The 16,023-nt window shown below is 42.0% G+C and carries 14 protein-coding genes; 11 read left to right on the top strand and 3 right to left on the bottom strand.

Features of this window, described 5'->3' with window-relative positions; translation table 11 throughout:
- The first annotated feature begins 52 nt into the window (after positions 1-52).
- Together FFM66_RS00205 and FFM66_RS00200 are read left to right on the top strand one after the other, a co-directional pair.
- A complete protein-coding gene (locus FFM66_RS00205) occupies positions 53-901 on the top strand; it encodes a GH25 family lysozyme (RefSeq protein WP_137604657.1) in 849 nt (282 codons plus the stop codon).
- 80 nt (positions 902-981) lie between these two features.
- The gene (locus tag FFM66_RS00200) at positions 982-1,581 is read left to right on the top strand and encodes an alpha/beta hydrolase (RefSeq protein WP_137604656.1); all 600 of its coding nucleotides are present in this window, start codon (positions 982-984) and stop codon (positions 1,579-1,581) included.
- 52 nt (positions 1,582-1,633) lie between these two features.
- On the opposite strand, the gene FFM66_RS00195 is transcribed toward FFM66_RS00200, so the two are convergent.
- A complete protein-coding gene (locus FFM66_RS00195) occupies positions 1,634-2,095 on the bottom strand; it encodes an S-ribosylhomocysteine lyase (RefSeq protein ID WP_048604230.1) in 462 nt (153 codons plus the stop codon).
- A gap of 283 nt (positions 2,096-2,378) precedes the next feature.
- Between FFM66_RS00195 and FFM66_RS00190 the strand changes: the two genes are divergently transcribed.
- Complete coding sequence (locus FFM66_RS00190) at positions 2,379-3,434, top strand: aspartate-semialdehyde dehydrogenase (protein WP_048604229.1); 1,056 nt, start codon at positions 2,379-2,381, stop codon at positions 3,432-3,434.
- Positions 3,435-3,516: 82 nt separating this feature from the next.
- Here the strand turns inward: FFM66_RS00190 and FFM66_RS00185 are convergent, their stop codons facing one another.
- Entirely contained in the window at positions 3,517-3,900 is a 384-nt protein-coding gene (locus FFM66_RS00185; protein ID WP_048604228.1) for a YxeA family protein, read from the bottom strand.
- Positions 3,901-3,996: 96 nt separating this feature from the next.
- Positions 3,997-5,457, bottom strand: coding sequence for a ribosomal protection-like ABC-F family protein (abc-f, locus tag FFM66_RS00180; RefSeq protein ID WP_137604655.1), 1,461 nt, complete (start codon positions 5,455-5,457; stop codon positions 3,997-3,999).
- Between the two features lie 445 nt (positions 5,458-5,902).
- Here abc-f and FFM66_RS00175 point away from each other — a divergent pair, with 445 nt between their 5' ends.
- The 8 genes from FFM66_RS00175 (at position 5,903) to nagE (ending at position 15,970) form a co-directional block, all read left to right on the top strand.
- A complete protein-coding gene (locus tag FFM66_RS00175; protein ID WP_137604654.1) occupies positions 5,903-7,585 on the top strand; it encodes a ribonuclease J in 1,683 nt (560 codons plus the stop codon).
- A gap of 124 nt (positions 7,586-7,709) precedes the next feature.
- A complete protein-coding gene (locus tag FFM66_RS00170; protein ID WP_137604653.1) occupies positions 7,710-9,149 on the top strand; it encodes an MFS transporter in 1,440 nt (479 codons plus the stop codon).
- Positions 9,139-9,627, top strand: a complete 489-nt coding sequence (locus FFM66_RS00165; RefSeq protein ID WP_137604652.1) for a YbaK/EbsC family protein — start codon at positions 9,139-9,141, stop codon at positions 9,625-9,627. The genes FFM66_RS00170 and FFM66_RS00165 overlap by 11 nt, the downstream gene beginning before the upstream one ends.
- 251 nt (positions 9,628-9,878) lie before the next feature.
- A complete protein-coding gene (locus tag FFM66_RS00160) occupies positions 9,879-10,553 on the top strand; it encodes a metal-dependent hydrolase (protein ID WP_048604223.1) in 675 nt (224 codons plus the stop codon).
- A gap of 9 nt (positions 10,554-10,562) precedes the next feature.
- Positions 10,563-11,894 carry a DRTGG domain-containing protein gene (locus FFM66_RS00155; RefSeq protein WP_048604222.1) on the top strand — a complete coding sequence of 444 codons (1,332 nt, stop codon included), beginning with the start codon at positions 10,563-10,565 and terminating at the stop codon, positions 11,892-11,894.
- Positions 11,895-11,912: 18 nt separating this feature from the next.
- The gene (locus FFM66_RS00150) at positions 11,913-12,863 is read left to right on the top strand and encodes a DHH family phosphoesterase (RefSeq protein WP_137604651.1); all 951 of its coding nucleotides are present in this window, start codon (positions 11,913-11,915) and stop codon (positions 12,861-12,863) included.
- 276 nt (positions 12,864-13,139) lie between these two features.
- Entirely contained in the window at positions 13,140-13,976 is an 837-nt protein-coding gene (locus FFM66_RS00145; protein ID WP_048604220.1) for a PRD domain-containing protein, read from the top strand.
- Positions 13,977-13,987: 11 nt separating this feature from the next.
- Positions 13,988-15,970, top strand: a complete 1,983-nt coding sequence (gene nagE / locus FFM66_RS00140) for an N-acetylglucosamine-specific PTS transporter subunit IIBC (RefSeq protein ID WP_137604650.1) — start codon at positions 13,988-13,990, stop codon at positions 15,968-15,970.
- The last annotated feature ends 53 nt before the right edge of the window (positions 15,971-16,023 follow it).

Genomic DNA, 16,023 nt, shown 5'->3' with positions numbered 1-16,023 from the left:
GAGAAGAAGTGGGCGACTGCCCACTTCTTTTTTACTTGGGAGGAGGAAAAGTATGCGACCAAAACCACTGATTATTGATATTAGCGAATGGCAGCGCCCGGCTGTCATCAATTATGATCTTTTGGCAAAGCAAATTGGTGGTGTGATTATTCGGATTCAATATGGCAGTGCCTATGTAGACAAGCACTATCAAACCCATATTAAGGAGTTCAAAAAACGTGGAATCCCCTTTGCAGTTTATGCTTGGGTACGGGGAATTAATTTTAACGATATGGCACGAGAGGCGGAGTTTTTTTGGTTGCGGGGAAAAGAATTTCAGCCAAGTTTTTGGTGGTTGGACGTGGAGGAATTTTCCATGAAAGAGATGCGCAGCGGGTGTGAAATATACCGCCGTACGTTGAAAAAATTAGGAGCGAAAAAAGTTGGCGTGTATATTGCCAATCACCTGTACAAACAGTTGAATTTGGACGTCACCGCTTTTGATGGTATCTGGCTGCCCACTTATGGTGCTAACTCCGGAGTTTATACCGGCAGCAATCCAACGGCAACGACTGATTATGACCTGCATCAGTACACTTCAGCAGGACGACTGTCGGGATATGAAGGACCGCTGGATCTGAATCGGTTGCATCGAAAAACGCTTTCGTACTTTTTTGGGACGTCAACGGAAGGAGAGGGGGATTTTCCCATGAAAACTTTCAACTTAACAACGGCTGTTTATCTGCGACAAAAGCCTGACCGCAAAAGTCCGACGATTGCGTTGTTATCTGTTGGGCAGAAGATAAAAATCAACGATATTTGCATCGCCGATGGTTTTTTATGGGGCGTTCAACCACGAGAAGATGGAACAAAGGGCTTTTTCGCATTGGGAAAATTTTCTGGTTATGGTCAGTTCAATTAGGTAAAACAGATTGCTTGTCAGAAAAAAAGTCTCATGGTATCTTACACTTACAATAAGTAAGCAAAAAGGTGGGACGAAAAATGAAGTATTATTTCGATGCGGGAGAAGCCGGCGGAAAAAATTTGTTGCTGCTGCATGGTACTGGCGGTGATGAATATTCTTTGGTAGATATTGCTCGTTTTTTAGATGGTTCCTGTAAGATATTATCCTTTCGAGGAGAAGTACAAGAAGAAGGAATGAATCGCTTTTTCAAACGAAATGGTTTAAATCAGTTTGATTTTGACAGTCTGGAGGAAGAAGCAGACCGCTTGTACGAAGAAATTAAAGAATTAAGCAAAGAAAAAAATATTCCTATCGAGGATTGGGTATTAGTGGGGTATTCAAATGGTGCCAACATCGCTGCCCATCTCCTTTTGGAACGAGAGACCAACTTGACGAGAGGTATTTTCTTCCATCCGATGTCTTTGGAACGCCACACAAAGACATTTTCTTTGGCAGATAAAAAAGTTTGGCTTTCTTTTGGAGACGGTGATCCGATCGTTAGCGATGCCTCCTTTAATGAATTGGATCAAGCCTTTGAAACACGGAATGCAGAAGTAACGATTGCCCGTACAAAAACTGGTCATCAAATCAATATGGATGAGCTGCAAGCAGCGCGAGAATGGTTAAATAATCTATAATGAAAAACCAAGAATAGTGGAAGTCTCTTCCAAACTATTCTTGGTTCTTTTTTTATAGCTTGCGTTCAAAGGGATCGCTGGAAATACCTTGATCCAACACTTGAATCGCATATTCTTTGGCGCTGAAAAGAGAATGATCCCGATAATTTCCGCATTCTTTTGGGGAGACCGCCGGAACTTCATCGGTTTCGATGACATGTTTTTGCAACACAGTGGCTAACGCATCTCGAATTTCTTCGGTAGTATGTTCACCCCAAAGAATCAAATAAAAACCTGTTCGACAACCCATTGGTGATAAATCGATTACGCCTGTCAAATAATCCCGCAAATTAACTGCCAATAAATGTTCCAGCGTATGCAGTGCGGCGGTTGGCAAGGCGGCTTGATTTGGCTGTAAAAAACGCAAATCGTATTTTTGGATCAGGGTGTTATTATTTGTTTCACTGCCGGCAAGGCGGACATACGGTGCTTTTACTTCATTATGATTTAATTCAAAACTTTCTACTCGTGCCATGTGGTTAGCCTCCAGATATTAGAATGTGGCAACTATACCAAAAAAAAGACGGATTTTCAATGAGAGAAGGCAAAATGAGCCGAGTATTTGCGAAGCCCTCCGTGTGAAAAAGCATTTTCAGAATTTTACAACGGTTGTTACTGTAATTAATGGGAAAATGTGCTAAAATGGCAAAAAGTTAATTTTTGAGACTCGTTCTACTTTATGATGGATTTGGTAAGGATGGGCGGGAAAATCGCTTGAAATTTTGACAAAAATTTCTTGCCAAGAGGAGATGGAAGGTATGAGTACAGGATATCGGGTTGCGGTTGTTGGCGCAACAGGTGCAGTGGGCACAAGAATGATCGAGATGTTAGAACAGACTACTTTGCCGCTTGCGGAGGTAAAATTATTGGCTTCCAAGCGTTCAGCAGGAAAAATATTGACCTTCAAGGGAAAGGAACTGGCTGTGGAAGAATTAGTGCCGGAATCTTTTGAGGGTATTGATATTGCGCTGTTTAGTGCAGGTGGCGGAATTTCGAAAATCTTTGCGCCGGAAGCAGTAAAACGTGGTGCTGTGGTCGTCGATAATACCAGTCATTTTCGTATGGACCCGGAAGTACCGCTAGTGGTTCCAGAGGTAAATAAAGAAGCCTTGCGTCAACATAAAGGAATCATTGCCAATCCAAACTGTTCAACAATTCAAATGATGGTGGCATTGGAACCGATTCGTCAAGCCGTGGGGTTGGATCGAATCATCGTTTCGACTTATCAAGCAGTTTCCGGAGCTGGTGCAAAAGCAATGGAAGAATTAAAACGCGAAACCTTGGCTTATTTGGAAGGTGCTTCTGCTGACGAATTGAATCCAGAGATTTTACCTTCTGGTGGGGATAAAAAACATTATCCAATCGCCTTCAATGCTTTGCCACAAATCGATGTTTTTGCCGAGGATGATTATACCTATGAAGAGTGGAAAATGATCAACGAAACCCATAAAATTATGGCAGACGACAAAATTAAAGTAGCGGCGACCTGCGTGCGGGTTCCGGTATTCAGCGGGCATTCTGAATCTGTTTACATCGAAACCAAAGATGCAACCGATGTGGCAGCCTTGAAAAATCTATTAAAAGATGCGCCGGGAATCGTTTTGGAAGATGATCCAAGTCAACAAATTTATCCCCAAGCGTTAAACAGTGTCGGCAGAAAAGAAACTTTTGTCGGACGCTTGCGCCGAGATTTAGATGTAGCAAATGGGTTTCATATGTGGGTAGTTTCTGACAATTTATTAAAAGGTGCTGCATGGAATTCTGTGCAAATCGCAGAAACACTGCATGAAATGGGCTTGGTGAAAGCTAAATAAAACGCAAATAAAATACTCGATAGAATCGGACCTTTGTCCGGATTCTATCGAGTATTTTTCTTTGTATCGTGGTGAGAAAGGATTATTCCCCCAATTCCTTCAGCACTTTCTCGGGTACGGAGGATTTTTCAACCACATTTGGTCCTTTGATTACCCGTTTTTTACTGATAGAAGCTTTAACGATGGTATTTGGTTGGAAAGGAGTTGGATTTTCTCCACTCAATTCATAGGTCATTTCTTGGTGTTCACCATTTTCTTTTACAAAGGTGAAGGTGTATTTATAGGAAGACCAACCTTTGATAATTTCACCGGAATCGCTTTTTGTTTGCACTTTTTCGGGAGTTGTTGCAGGTACTTTTGCATAAGCTGGGATTCCTTGGTACGTTTCTTTGTAGTAGTTATAACCAAAATAGGCACCGACGCCAAGGACCAAAATCAATACTAGTCCGCCAATTGTTTTTCTCATAATAAATCAACCTTTCTTTCTTGGTGTTTACAAGATACCACAGCCTAAGTGAAAAAGACCATTGAAAAACCTAACAAAGTTGTAAGTTTGAAAAAATCAGTAGTGGCGTTTAAGCTGTTTTCCTTTGATCTCATAGACTTCATCTGCCACCGTTTTGACAAAGTACGGGTCATGGGAGGTAAACAAGACCGTTCCGGGATAAGCCCGAAGAAATCCTTCTAACGCGGATACAGTTGACAAGTCGATAAAATTTGTCGGTTCATCCAAAATCAACACATTGGCGGGTTTGACGAAAACGAGGGCCATGGAGACGCGTGTCGCTTCGCCGCCGCTTAATTTTTGGACGGGTTTGTCTAATTCGGTTTGTAAAAATCCAAGATTATTTAAAAGACTGCGAACCAAACTTTCGGAATAATCCGTTCGTTTCATCAGAAAAGATAAAATCGTTTCTCGCTGATGAAGTTGATAATCCATTTGCTGATAGGTGCTGAAAACAACTTTGGGCGATAAGGTGATGCCCGGTTGATTTTCTTGAATGTATTGCAGCAAACTGGATTTTCCTGTTCCGTTATCACCAATCAGGGCAATTTTTTTGCCGAGGGGAAATTGAAAACTTGCTTGTTCCAGTAAGCATTTTTCTCCTTTAATCAAAGTGATTCTATCCCCCATGATGGGAAATTTGTTGTGGATCGTCAAAGCAATCGAAGGCGGGAAGATAATCTTTCTTTGTCCTGCCACATTCTGGACTGTTTCCAGTTGCTCCAATCGTTTTTCAATCGTTTTTGCTGTTTTTTGCGCCGCTTTTTGAACGGTATCTTTTTGTTTGGAGGAAGACAGGCGGTCAGGACGTATATTTTGTTTTTTCTTTTTATCTGAAACACGTGCCATTCGTGCCGCTTGTTCTTTTTTCTTCTGAGCTGCGGCAGCAAGGCGGTTTTTTTCCTGTTCATAGTGGGAAAAGGCATTTTCCTGCGCCAGACGTTCTTGTTCTTTTTGCTGTTGGTAGTCGTCGTAATTGCCGTTGAATTCGCGAATTTTCCCCTCCGAAACTTCCCAGATTTTGGTCGCCAGTTGATTGAGAAACCCGCGGTCATGGCTGACAAAAAGCAACGTTCCGTAATAATACTTCAGTTCTTCAATCAGCACATCAATGCTGCGGCGATCCAGATGAGTAGTGGGTTCATCCAAAAGCATGCCCAACTGATAATTTGTCAAGGCTTGTGTCAAGCGTAATTTTGATCCTTCACCCCCACTGAGGGTAGTGATGCTGTTGGTGGGAACTTTCATTCGTCCCAATAATTCGCCGTCTAATTCTGTTTCTGCTTCATCCGGTAAAGCAATCTGTGAAAAATAAGTAAAGGCTGTTTCCCGCTTAATTTTCCCGCGATCCGGCTGGATTTTGTCGGCGATTAAGTTTAGTAAGGTTGATTTTCCTTGACCATTGCCACCGACGATTCCAATACGATCATTTTGATAAGCGGTCAGCTCATCGATTTGAAAAATATCTTTATTGCCGAATGTAACGGCAACATCTGTTAATTTCACTGCTAGTTCCATTGATTTTGCACTCCTTGTTTCCTTGGCAAAACGCAATTTTTGGGTACACAAAAAAGGGAGAGCCTTACGCTATCCCTTGGGTGATCATAATGTAACCAGCAAGCGGTTATAAAAATGTCGACACTTATCCCATGAAATCGTCGTTTTGACAAGACTTTTGAATTGTATTTAATTAGCTATTCAAAAGTACAAAACGCAATCGCATCGCTGCCGTCATTCCTTTCCCTACTTTCTAATTGTTCTATTTTGATGATACCATACTTCGTTATTGGTGCAAAGAAATTTGGGGTGGGAAATTCTGAAATTTTTCTTTTGATTTCCATGGATTCGGTGAGAATCGGAAGGAATCAGTCTACTTTTTCCTTATTTTATTGTATAATGGAACGTGGGTGCTTATGCTTGGAAGTATTTGTATATATTAAAAAATATTCGAGAGGTGAATAATTTGAGCAGTATCAAAATTATCCCAATCAGTGGTGTACGAGAAAATGGAAAAAATCTTTACGCCGTTGAAGTGGGAGATGATCTATTCGTTTTGGATTGCGGTCTGCGTTATCCTGAAAGCGAATTGTTGGGAATTGATACCGTGATTCCTGACTTTACTTATTTAATAGAAAATGCAGATCGTGTTGCAGGTGTTTTTCTGACCCATGGGCACGCAGATGCTATCGGGGCATTGCCTTATCTATTAGAAAAAATCAATGTTCCCGTTTTTGGGACGAAACTAACGATCGAGTTGGCAAAAATCAATGTCCACAAAAATGAGGCAACAAAAAAATTCAAAGCGTTTCATGTGATTGATGAACATACAGAAATCGACTTTAGTGATACCACGGTCAGCTTCTTCAGGACTACCCACTCCATTCCAGATTCAGTTGGGATCAGCTTGAAAACTCCTGAAGGAACGATCGTGTATACTGGAGACTTTAAATTTGATCAGGCAGCAGTGCCAATGTATCAAACAGATTTTGCTCGTTTGGCTGAAATCGGCAGAGAAGGTGTGTTGGCGCTACTAAGCACGTCTTCTAATGCAGAAAATCCAGCGAAAGTTGCTTCTGAACGCAAAATCGCTGATGAAGTTTACGACAACATCCGCTATTGGGAAGGACGAATTATCGTCGCCAGCGTTGCCAGCAATTTGCAACGGGTACAACAGGTATTGAATGCTGCCTATCGTTCCGATCGAAAAGTAGTCTTGACTGGGTTGGATTTTGGTCGAATCATCCGAACCGCGATGAAGCTGGGAAAATTGGAAGTTCCGGATGAAGACCTATTCATCACCCAAAAAGAAATGAAAAATTATCCACCAGAAAAATTGTTGATTTTGGAAACCGGTCGAATGGGTGAACCAATCAAAGCCTTACAAAAAATGGCGAATGGAACCCATCGCACCTTGCGTATTCAGGAAGGTGATTTGGTTTACATCGCTACTACACCAACCACTGCAACGGAAACCTTTGTGGCAAAAACAGAGGATATCATTTATCGTGCTGGTGGTGCGGTAAAACAAATTTCTGACAATATGCGCGTTTCCGGACATGCTAATCCCGACGATTTACAACTGATGATGAATATGTTGCGACCAAAATATTTGATTCCAATCCAAGGGGAGTACCGTCAATTGGATGCCCATGCTGAACTGGCAAAATTAGTCGGCATTCCTGCCCGCAATATTTTTATTGCCGCGCGAGGAGATGTACTGGAATATCAAAATGGGGAAATGGTTCAAGCCGGATCTGTTCCCGCTGAAAATGTCCTGATCGACGGTATTGGTGTCGGAGATATCGGCAACATCGTCTTGCGGGATCGTAAAGTTTTATCGGAAGATGGTATTTTTGTGGTAGTTGTCACTATCAGCCGCCGCGAAAAGAAAATCGTTGCTCGTCCGCAAATCACTTCAAGAGGTTTTGTTTATGTCAAAGCTAGCCGAGATTTGATTCGGGAAAGTGGAGATATGGTAGCGGAAATCGTTGAGAAGCATTTGCACACGGATGATTTTGAATGGAGTAAGCTAAAACAAGATATTCGTGACCGATTGAGTCGGTTCTTATTTGAACAAACCAAGCGTCGCCCGGTTATTTTGCCAGTGATTATGGAATCCTCGCAACGCAACCGTGCCCGTAAATAATCCGACAGGACTGACTGGAGAAGAGCCGTTTAAACTCTTAGCCAGTCTTTCTTTTGCCGAGAAAAAATGTAAACTATATGAAAAGTTTCAACTTAATGTGTAATTAATGAAAGGAAGTCCTGTTATGCCTAGTTATCAAGAAGATGCGAGTGTTCAAAAAAATCGTTGGTGGATTCTCGTTGCAGTTTCCATGTTTACGTTTATGTCCACTTTAGATGGTAGTATCGTTAATATTGCATTGCCAACAATTTCCAAAGATATGAAGGTGCCGATGAATCAGGCAGAATGGATCGTATCGATTTATCTGATGGTGGTTTGTGCCTGTTTACTTTTGTTTGGGAAAATTGGGGACAGTCTGGGAAAAATCAAAGTCTTTCGTTTAGGAATGTTGATTTTTACTATTGGTTCGTTGCTTTGTGGTTTTAATCATTCTTTAGGGTTCCTGTTATTTGCGCGAGTAGTCCAAGCTGTTGGTGCCAGTATGACGATGGCAACGAATACCGGAATCATCACTGAAGTTTTCCCTATGAGTGAAAGAGGACGTGCGTTGGGATCAATCGGTGCCTTTGTTTCCTTGGGGTCAATTGCCGGTCCAGGATTAGGCGGACTGATTTTGGCACAATTTTCCTGGCCATATATTTTTTGGATCAATGTGCCGGTGGGAATTTTGACGATGCTCTTTAGCCAACGTCTTTTGCCTCAAGATATTACCCTCAGCAAACAAAAAACCGACAAATTGGGCTTTGCGACCTTTGCTTTGTTTATTTTAACCTTTTTTGGCGGTGTCTTTTTAGGACAGGAACGAGGATTTTTGACCGTTATTCCTCTCGTTTTATTTGCATTGGCACTGGTTTCTTTTGTCGGATTTATTTTGGTGGAAAAGAAAGTCAAATTGCCGTTGATCACTTTTAGTATTTTTAAAAATAAAATTTTCACCATGAGCTTATTAACAGCGACCCTGATTTTTTCTTCCAACTTCTTTGTTAATGTCATCGTTCCTTTTTATTTGCAAAATACTCGTGGGCTTAGTCCAAGTTATGCGGGCTTGCTGATGATGGTCTTTCCTTTTCTGATGGTGGTTGGTTCACCGTTAAGCGGGTATTTGACGGATAAAATCGGACCGGAAATTCTGGTGCTGATTGGATTAACGCTACTGTCTGTGACCCAGATAATGTATATGTTTATGACAATTCATACACCAATTTGGTTTTACGTGGTGGCAACAGCAATCATGGGTTTAGGAAATTCATTGTTCCAATCCCCAAATAATACAATGGTCATGAGTAGTGTGACCCGCGAAAACCTGGGCGTTGCCGGCAGTATGAATTCCTTTGCCAGAAATTTGGGTATGGTAATCGGAATCGCATTGGCAACAACGATTTTGTATGATGCTATGAGCAGCAAAATGGGGGAACGAGTGACGACCTACATCGCTGAACGTCCGGATGTCTTTATTTACGGCATGAAAATCACTTTTTTGGGTTCCTTTTTACTTTGTTTGGTGGCGTTAGTATTGACTGCTTTACGAATAAAACGGCAAGGAGGATTGCGACATGGCAAATGAAGTTGAAACATTTTTATCTGAAAAAGGAATCCCCTTTGAAAGGTATGAATTTCCGTGGAGGCTGGAGGAAGAGACGGCTCGATTAAAAGCGGAAGAGTTGACGATTCCCGAAGAAATTATTTTTAAAACCTTGGTGGTAAAAGGAAACAAATCGGGAGCAACGATTGCTCTTGTTCCGCTGACTGCACATCTTGATTATAAAAAGCTGGCAAAAGCCACCGGCAACCGCAAAATCGGTTTTCCACCGATGGAGTATGTATTGGAAGCTACCGGTTATCCCCATGGCGCCAATACACCCATCGGAATCTTTTTGCACCATCCAGAATATCCGCTTGTGTTTGACGAACGTATCCGACAGTTTAAAGAAATTTTGGTATCCAGTGGAGAAATTGGTCATAGTGTAAAAGTCGCGGTGTCCGATTTGTTAGCCTTACTCCAACCGCTAGTGATAGATATTCTAAGTGAAAAAACAAAATAGCTGAAATGAAAGGGAAAAATCGAGAAGGAAACTTCGTGGTTTTTCCTTTTTTTGGTGTTTCTTGGTAACAGTTTCAACGATTCTCTGTTACAATATAGAATGAAAGCTGTATTACTCAAAACTAACGAAGTACAACAAGTGGCAGTTCCGCTTTTAGTAACTATTCTAGTGGGACGATACACAGCGTGAGAATCAATAAATTTTTCTGTCAAGAAATTGGAATAGCTTAAACCAAACAAGGAGGAAGACAAATGAAAATTACCTATCATGGACATTCCGTTATTGCCATCGAGACACAGCAAACAAATATTTTGGTGGATCCTTTTATCACTGGCAACCGCTCAACAGATTTAACCGTTGATACCGTTTCGGCGGATTGGCTATTGGTCACCCATGGACACAGCGATCATTTAGGCGACACTGTTCCGATTGCTAAACGAACGGGGGCCACCGTCGTCAGTATGGTAGAAGTTTGTTCCTTCGTTGCCAAACAAGGGGTAGAAAAGACGCACGGAATGAATATTGGTGGTAAATTTTTATTTCCTTTTGGAACCGTCAAAATGGTGGCGGCACAACACAGTTCAGGCTATGAAAAAGACGGAGAAATGATTTATCTTGGGGAACCTGCCGGATTCTTACTAGAAATCGAAGGCAAACGAATTTATTTGGCGGGAGATACTGCCTTATTCAGTGATATGGCTTTATTTGGTAAAGAGGGAATTGATATCGCCTTCTTGCCAATCGGTGATAATTTCACCATGGGACCAGAGGATGCAGCGCAGGCGGCAAAATTATTGCAGGCGAAAAAAGTCGTTCCGATCCATTACAACACCTTCCCAGTTATTCAACAGGACCCACAAAAATTTATTGATTTATTGCCCGGAAATGGCGAAGTGTTGTCAGTCGGACAAACAATCGAGGTATAGGAGAACAAGATGGCAACCAAACATGATTTGATTTTAGCTCATATCGAAGGACTTCCAGTCGGGGAACGAATTTCGGTGCGGGGCATTGCAAAAGCATTATCCGTCAGCGAAGGTACGGCTTACCGTGCCATCAAAGATGCAGAAAACATTGGACTGGTCTCCACGATTCAGCGTGTTGGTACGATTCGTATTGAACGAAAATTAAAAAAACATATTGAAAAACTGACTTTTGGGGAAGTCGTTCAGATCATCGAAGGGGATGTACTGGGGGGCAAGGCCGGCTTAGATAAAGTGCTGAATCGTTTCGTGATCGGCGCGATGAAAGAAGAAGCCATGGAGCGTTACATTACACCGGGTTCATTGATGATCGTCGGAAACCGGGAAGAAGTGCATCGCTTGGCCTTGGAAGATGGCGCTGCCGTTTTGATTACTGGTGGCTTTGATACTTCGGAAGAAATTTGTCGGTTGGCGGATGACGTAGAGATGCCGATTTTACGGACGACCTACGATACCTTTACTGTAGCCACGATGATCAACCGGGCGCTGAGTGATCAGTTGATCAAAAAAGATATTTTATTGGTCAGCGATATTTATATGCCTTTGGATAAAACCCAATACCTGACAGTGCATGATACGGTCAAAGACTATAAACACCTTGCAGAAGAAACCGGACATTCTCGTTTTCCTGTGGTGAATAAAAATATGCGGGTGGTGGGAATCGTCACCGCCAAAGATATTTTGGAAAAAGCGGATACTCAGTTGATCGAACGGGTAATGACCAAGGAACCAAGCATGGTGAAAAAAGAAATGAGTGTGGCTTCAGTCAGTCATCAAATGATTTGGGATGGGCTGGAAGTCATGCCGGTCGTAGCCGATGACTTGTCTTTGCTGGGTCTGGTTACCCGTCAAGATGTCATGAAGGCCATGCAGTTGGTTCAACGTCAAACCCAAGTGGCAGACACCATCTCCGATCAGATTTCAGCAGAAATGCAAATCGTTGAACAGGACATGGAAGGGAAAAAACTAGATACTCCCTACTTCAAATTTATGGTATCTCCACAAATGGTCAATGAAGTCGGAACAATTTCTTTTGGTGTGTTAAGCGAAGTCGTTGGCAATGCAGCCAAACGGACGATGCTGTTGAATCAACGGCGCAACAGTTGGATTGAGCAGGTCAACCTACATTATTTCCGCTTGATTCAGTTGGAAAGCGAATTGGCGATTTATCCACGAATTTTGGAATTGGGTCGTCGTTCCGCAAAACTCGACATTGAAATTTATATTGAAAATACTCTGATTGCGAAGGCAATCGTCGTGAGCCAAGTATTAGAACGGCCGTAACGTAGAAATGGAGAAAAAATGAACATTAGACATGAAATTTTAGCTGCTATCAAAGAATATTCCCGTATCATTATCCACCGCCATCAACGACCTGATCCGGATGCATTAGGTTCACAGGCTGGTTTGGCGGAAATTTTGCGGGTGAGCTTTCCCGAAAAAGAAATTTATCAAGTAGGCAGTAGCGTCGACGGTCTAGCATTTTTAGCAACGATGGATGAAATTGCTGACGAAAAATATACTGATGCACTGGTTATTGTGACAGATACCGCTAATGCACCACGGGTCAGTGATAAACGTTACGACAAAGGTGTAAAAGTTATCAAAATCGATCACCATCCAAATGATGAACCCTACGGTGATTTGGTGTGGGTCAATACCAAAGCAAGTAGTTGTAGTGAGATGATTGCAGATTTTGCCTTTTATTTTCCTGATGAATTAAAAATCAATGAAGCGGCTGCCCGGTTACTCTATGCTGGCATCGTTGGCGATACCGGGCGCTTTTTGTATCCGGCAACCACTTCATATACCTTGACTATCGCTGGTCGCTTATTGGATTATGGCTTTGATGCTGCACTTCTTAATCGTCAGTTGCAGCAAATTCCAATGAAGGTCGCTCGATTATCGGGTTATATTTATGAGCATATCGAAGTGGACGAACATGGGGCTGGTCGTGTGATTTTATCTCAAGAGTTGTTAAAAGAATTCGGGATTGATGATTCTGAAACCGCACCGATCGTTTCCCTGCCTGGAACCATCGATACTGTTTTAGCCTGGGGAATTTTTGTTGAGCAACCAGAAGGCTACTATCGCGTACGCCTACGTTCGAAGGGACCTACCATCAATGAAGTTGCCAAGCGGCATCATGGTGGGGGGCATCCTTTAGCAAGTGGGGCGAATGCGGCAAATTCTGACGAGATCAATGAAATCTACCAAGAAATCCAAGAGCTTTGCCGTTATTTTGACGAGTAAAGAAAAAAAAGGGTTTTTCTTGTGAGACCGTTATCTTTTATCGAATAAGAAAAAAATAATAAAAAGTGTTGACAAAAAGTATTTTGGTCTATACAATTAAACCGTTAACATATTTGTTTCATGTGACTAGATCATACTAGGCATGGAAAGATGTCGTAGATAAGGAGACTTATTACGGGATTTTTCCATGCTTTTTTCTTTCGTTGGCAATCCTAGGGTCTAATGGGAGTAGTGGTCGGTTCATGAATCTTAATTCTGCAGAAGAGGATTGTTATTATGAAAATCAAAAAGATTTTTAACCAAAACGCGGTCTTAGTCGATGACGACGGTCAAGAAAAAGTCGCGATTGGCAAAGGCGTTGGGTTCGATAAAAAGCGCAATGACCTGATTTTTCATCGAGAAATCGAGCGGATGTTCGTTATGGAGCCGGAAGGTCAAATGAAACTGCAAAGTCTGCTGAATCAAATCGATGAAAAATTTCTTTTTGCCGCAGAGCATATCATTGATCATGCGGAAACTGTTTTGATGGAAAAATTGAATGAACATGTTTTGATTGCTTTGACAGATCACATCGCTTTTGCCGCTGAAAATATCCGCAATGGAATCGTGATCCGCAACAAACTGCTGCGGGAGATCGAGGTACTATACAGTGATGAGTTCAGCATCGCTCAATGGGCGGTGGATTATTTAAACAAAGAGTTGGCGATTCCTTATACCTATGATGAAGCCGGTTATATTGCGATTCACATCCATAGTGGTCGCAGTGGACAAACCAGCAATCATCGCAGCATTCGGGAAGTCACTATCGTTTCAGAAATCATTCAATTGATTGAAAGAGAACTAGCAATCGATATTCATTCGGAACAAATGGCGTTGAATTATTCTCGGTTGGCCAATCATTTGCGCTTACTGCTACAACGCTATCATAACCAACAATATGCCGTTTTAGACGAGGAAATCGTTGAAATGGTCAAGCGGAAATATCCGGAGAGCTATGCGGTAGCGAAAAAAATCCGGGTATTACTGACAAAACAATACCAAATGTCCACGACAAGCGAAGAGCTTGGCTATTTAGTCATTCATATCGAACGCTTGCGGGGCGCAAAAGACTAGGAGAGAAAAAGATGAAAGCTTATATGCAACGGATGGGACGTTCCCTAATGTTACCAGTAGCAACCTTGCCAGTAGCTGCTTTGTTCATGGGAATTGGTTATTGGATCGACCCAAGCGGTTGGGGCGGTAATAATATTTTGGCGGCCTTCTTGATCAAAGCCGGGGGCACAATTTTAGACAACTTAGGAATTTTATTTGCAGTTGGGTTAGCTTTAGGTATGTCAAAAGACAAAGATGGTGCTTCTGCATTAGCTGGTTTAGTTGCTTTCTTAACACCAATTACGCTAGTAAACAGTGCATCTGTTGCTTTATTTACTAAAGTAGATGTTGAAAAAGTCAATGTTGCTTTTGGCGCAATCAACAATAAAAATGTATTTATCGGTATTTTAGCCGGTTTGGTCGCAGCTGCAATGTACAACCGTTTCAGCGGAGTAAAACTGCCAATGGCGCTGTCTTTCTTCAGCGGAAAACGTGCAGTACCGATCGTAACCGCCGGATTAATGGCAATTATTTCTGCATTATTGATTTTTGTTTGGCCACCGGTTTATACAGCCTTGGTAAGCTTTGGTGAAATGATTTCCGGTATGGGTGCTTTGGGTGCCGGCTTATACGGATTCTTCAACCGGTTGTTGATTCCAACTGGCTTACACCATGCCTTAAATAATGTTTTCTGGTTCAACTTGGCAGGAATCGATGATATCGGTAAATTCTGGGCGAGTGAAGGTGTGAAGGGTGTTACCGGAATGTACCAAGCTGGTTTCTTCCCAGTAATGATGTTTGGTTTACCAGCCGGAGCATTGGCAATTTACCAATGTGCCCGTCCTGAAAAGAAAAAAGTAACAGCTTCATTGATGTTGGCAGCAGCATTTGCTTCCTTCTTCACCGGTGTTACTGAACCGTTAGAATTTTCATTTATGTTTGTTGCATGGCCATTATATGTTGTTCATGCGGTGTTGACAGGGATTTCGATGTTTGTTGCGGCAGCCTTCCATTGGACCGCCGGCTTCAACTTTAGTGCCGGTTTCATTGACTTCTTCTTGAGTTTACGGGTACCAATTGCAAACCAACCATTAATGTTATTGGTTCTAGGTTTAATCATGGCCGTAGTTTACTATTTCACTTTTATGTTTGTTATTAAAAAATTCAATTTGATGACACCAGGACGTGAAGTTGGTAATGGCGAAGCTGAAACAGACGTGGATGGATTTGTCGCTGCAGGAGATGATAAATTTGCTGCTTTAGCAAATCAAATCTACAACGCATTAGGCGGCGCAGCTAATGTTACTTCGATTGACAACTGTACAACTCGTTTGCGCTTGCAAGTCAACGATACATCAACTGTTGATCAAGGAAAAATCAAAGCGACCGGTGTACCGGGAGTCAAAGTTATCGATGACAAAAACATCCAAGTTATCGTGGGAACGGAAGTACAATTTGTTGCGGATGAAATGAGTAAACTTCATGGGGGAGCAGCACGAAGCGTTGAAAAACCAGTTGTTGCCATGACACAAACTGAAACTGTTGTGACAGGACCACAAACCCAAGATGTTTTTGCAGTAGCAAAAGGACAAGTCGTTGCCATCACGGAAGTTGCCGATGATGTCTTTTCACAAAAAATGATGGGAGACGGGTTTGCTGTTCTGCCAACAAGTGGCGAAATTTTTGCACCAGTTGCCGGCACAATCATGAACATTTTCCCAACGAAACATGCAGTGGGAATCAAAACGGATTCCGGCATTGAAGTTCTGCTACACATGGGTATCGACACGGTTAACTTGAAGGGGGCACCATTTACTCTTTATGTTGAAGAAGGACAACGTGTTGCTCGTGGACAATTAATCGCCTTGGTAGAGTTAGCAGCATTACAAGCAGCTAACAAAAAATCAGATATGATTGTTGTCTTTACCAATGCTGAAAAAGTGGACACGTTAACCGTTGAAGCTGGCAAATCAGTAGAGGCAAATGATGTTATTGGTCGTGTGAAGAGTAAATAAAAAATAGTGAGACAAAACAGCTCGTGCATTTCGGAAATTCACCGAAGTGCATG

The organism is Enterococcus songbeiensis, assembly GCF_005405265.1.
GTDB lineage: Bacteria > Bacillota > Bacilli > Lactobacillales > Enterococcaceae > Enterococcus_C > Enterococcus_C songbeiensis.
The sequence above is the reverse complement of the archived record's forward strand: the minus strand, read 5'-3'. Positions and strand labels throughout refer to the sequence as shown.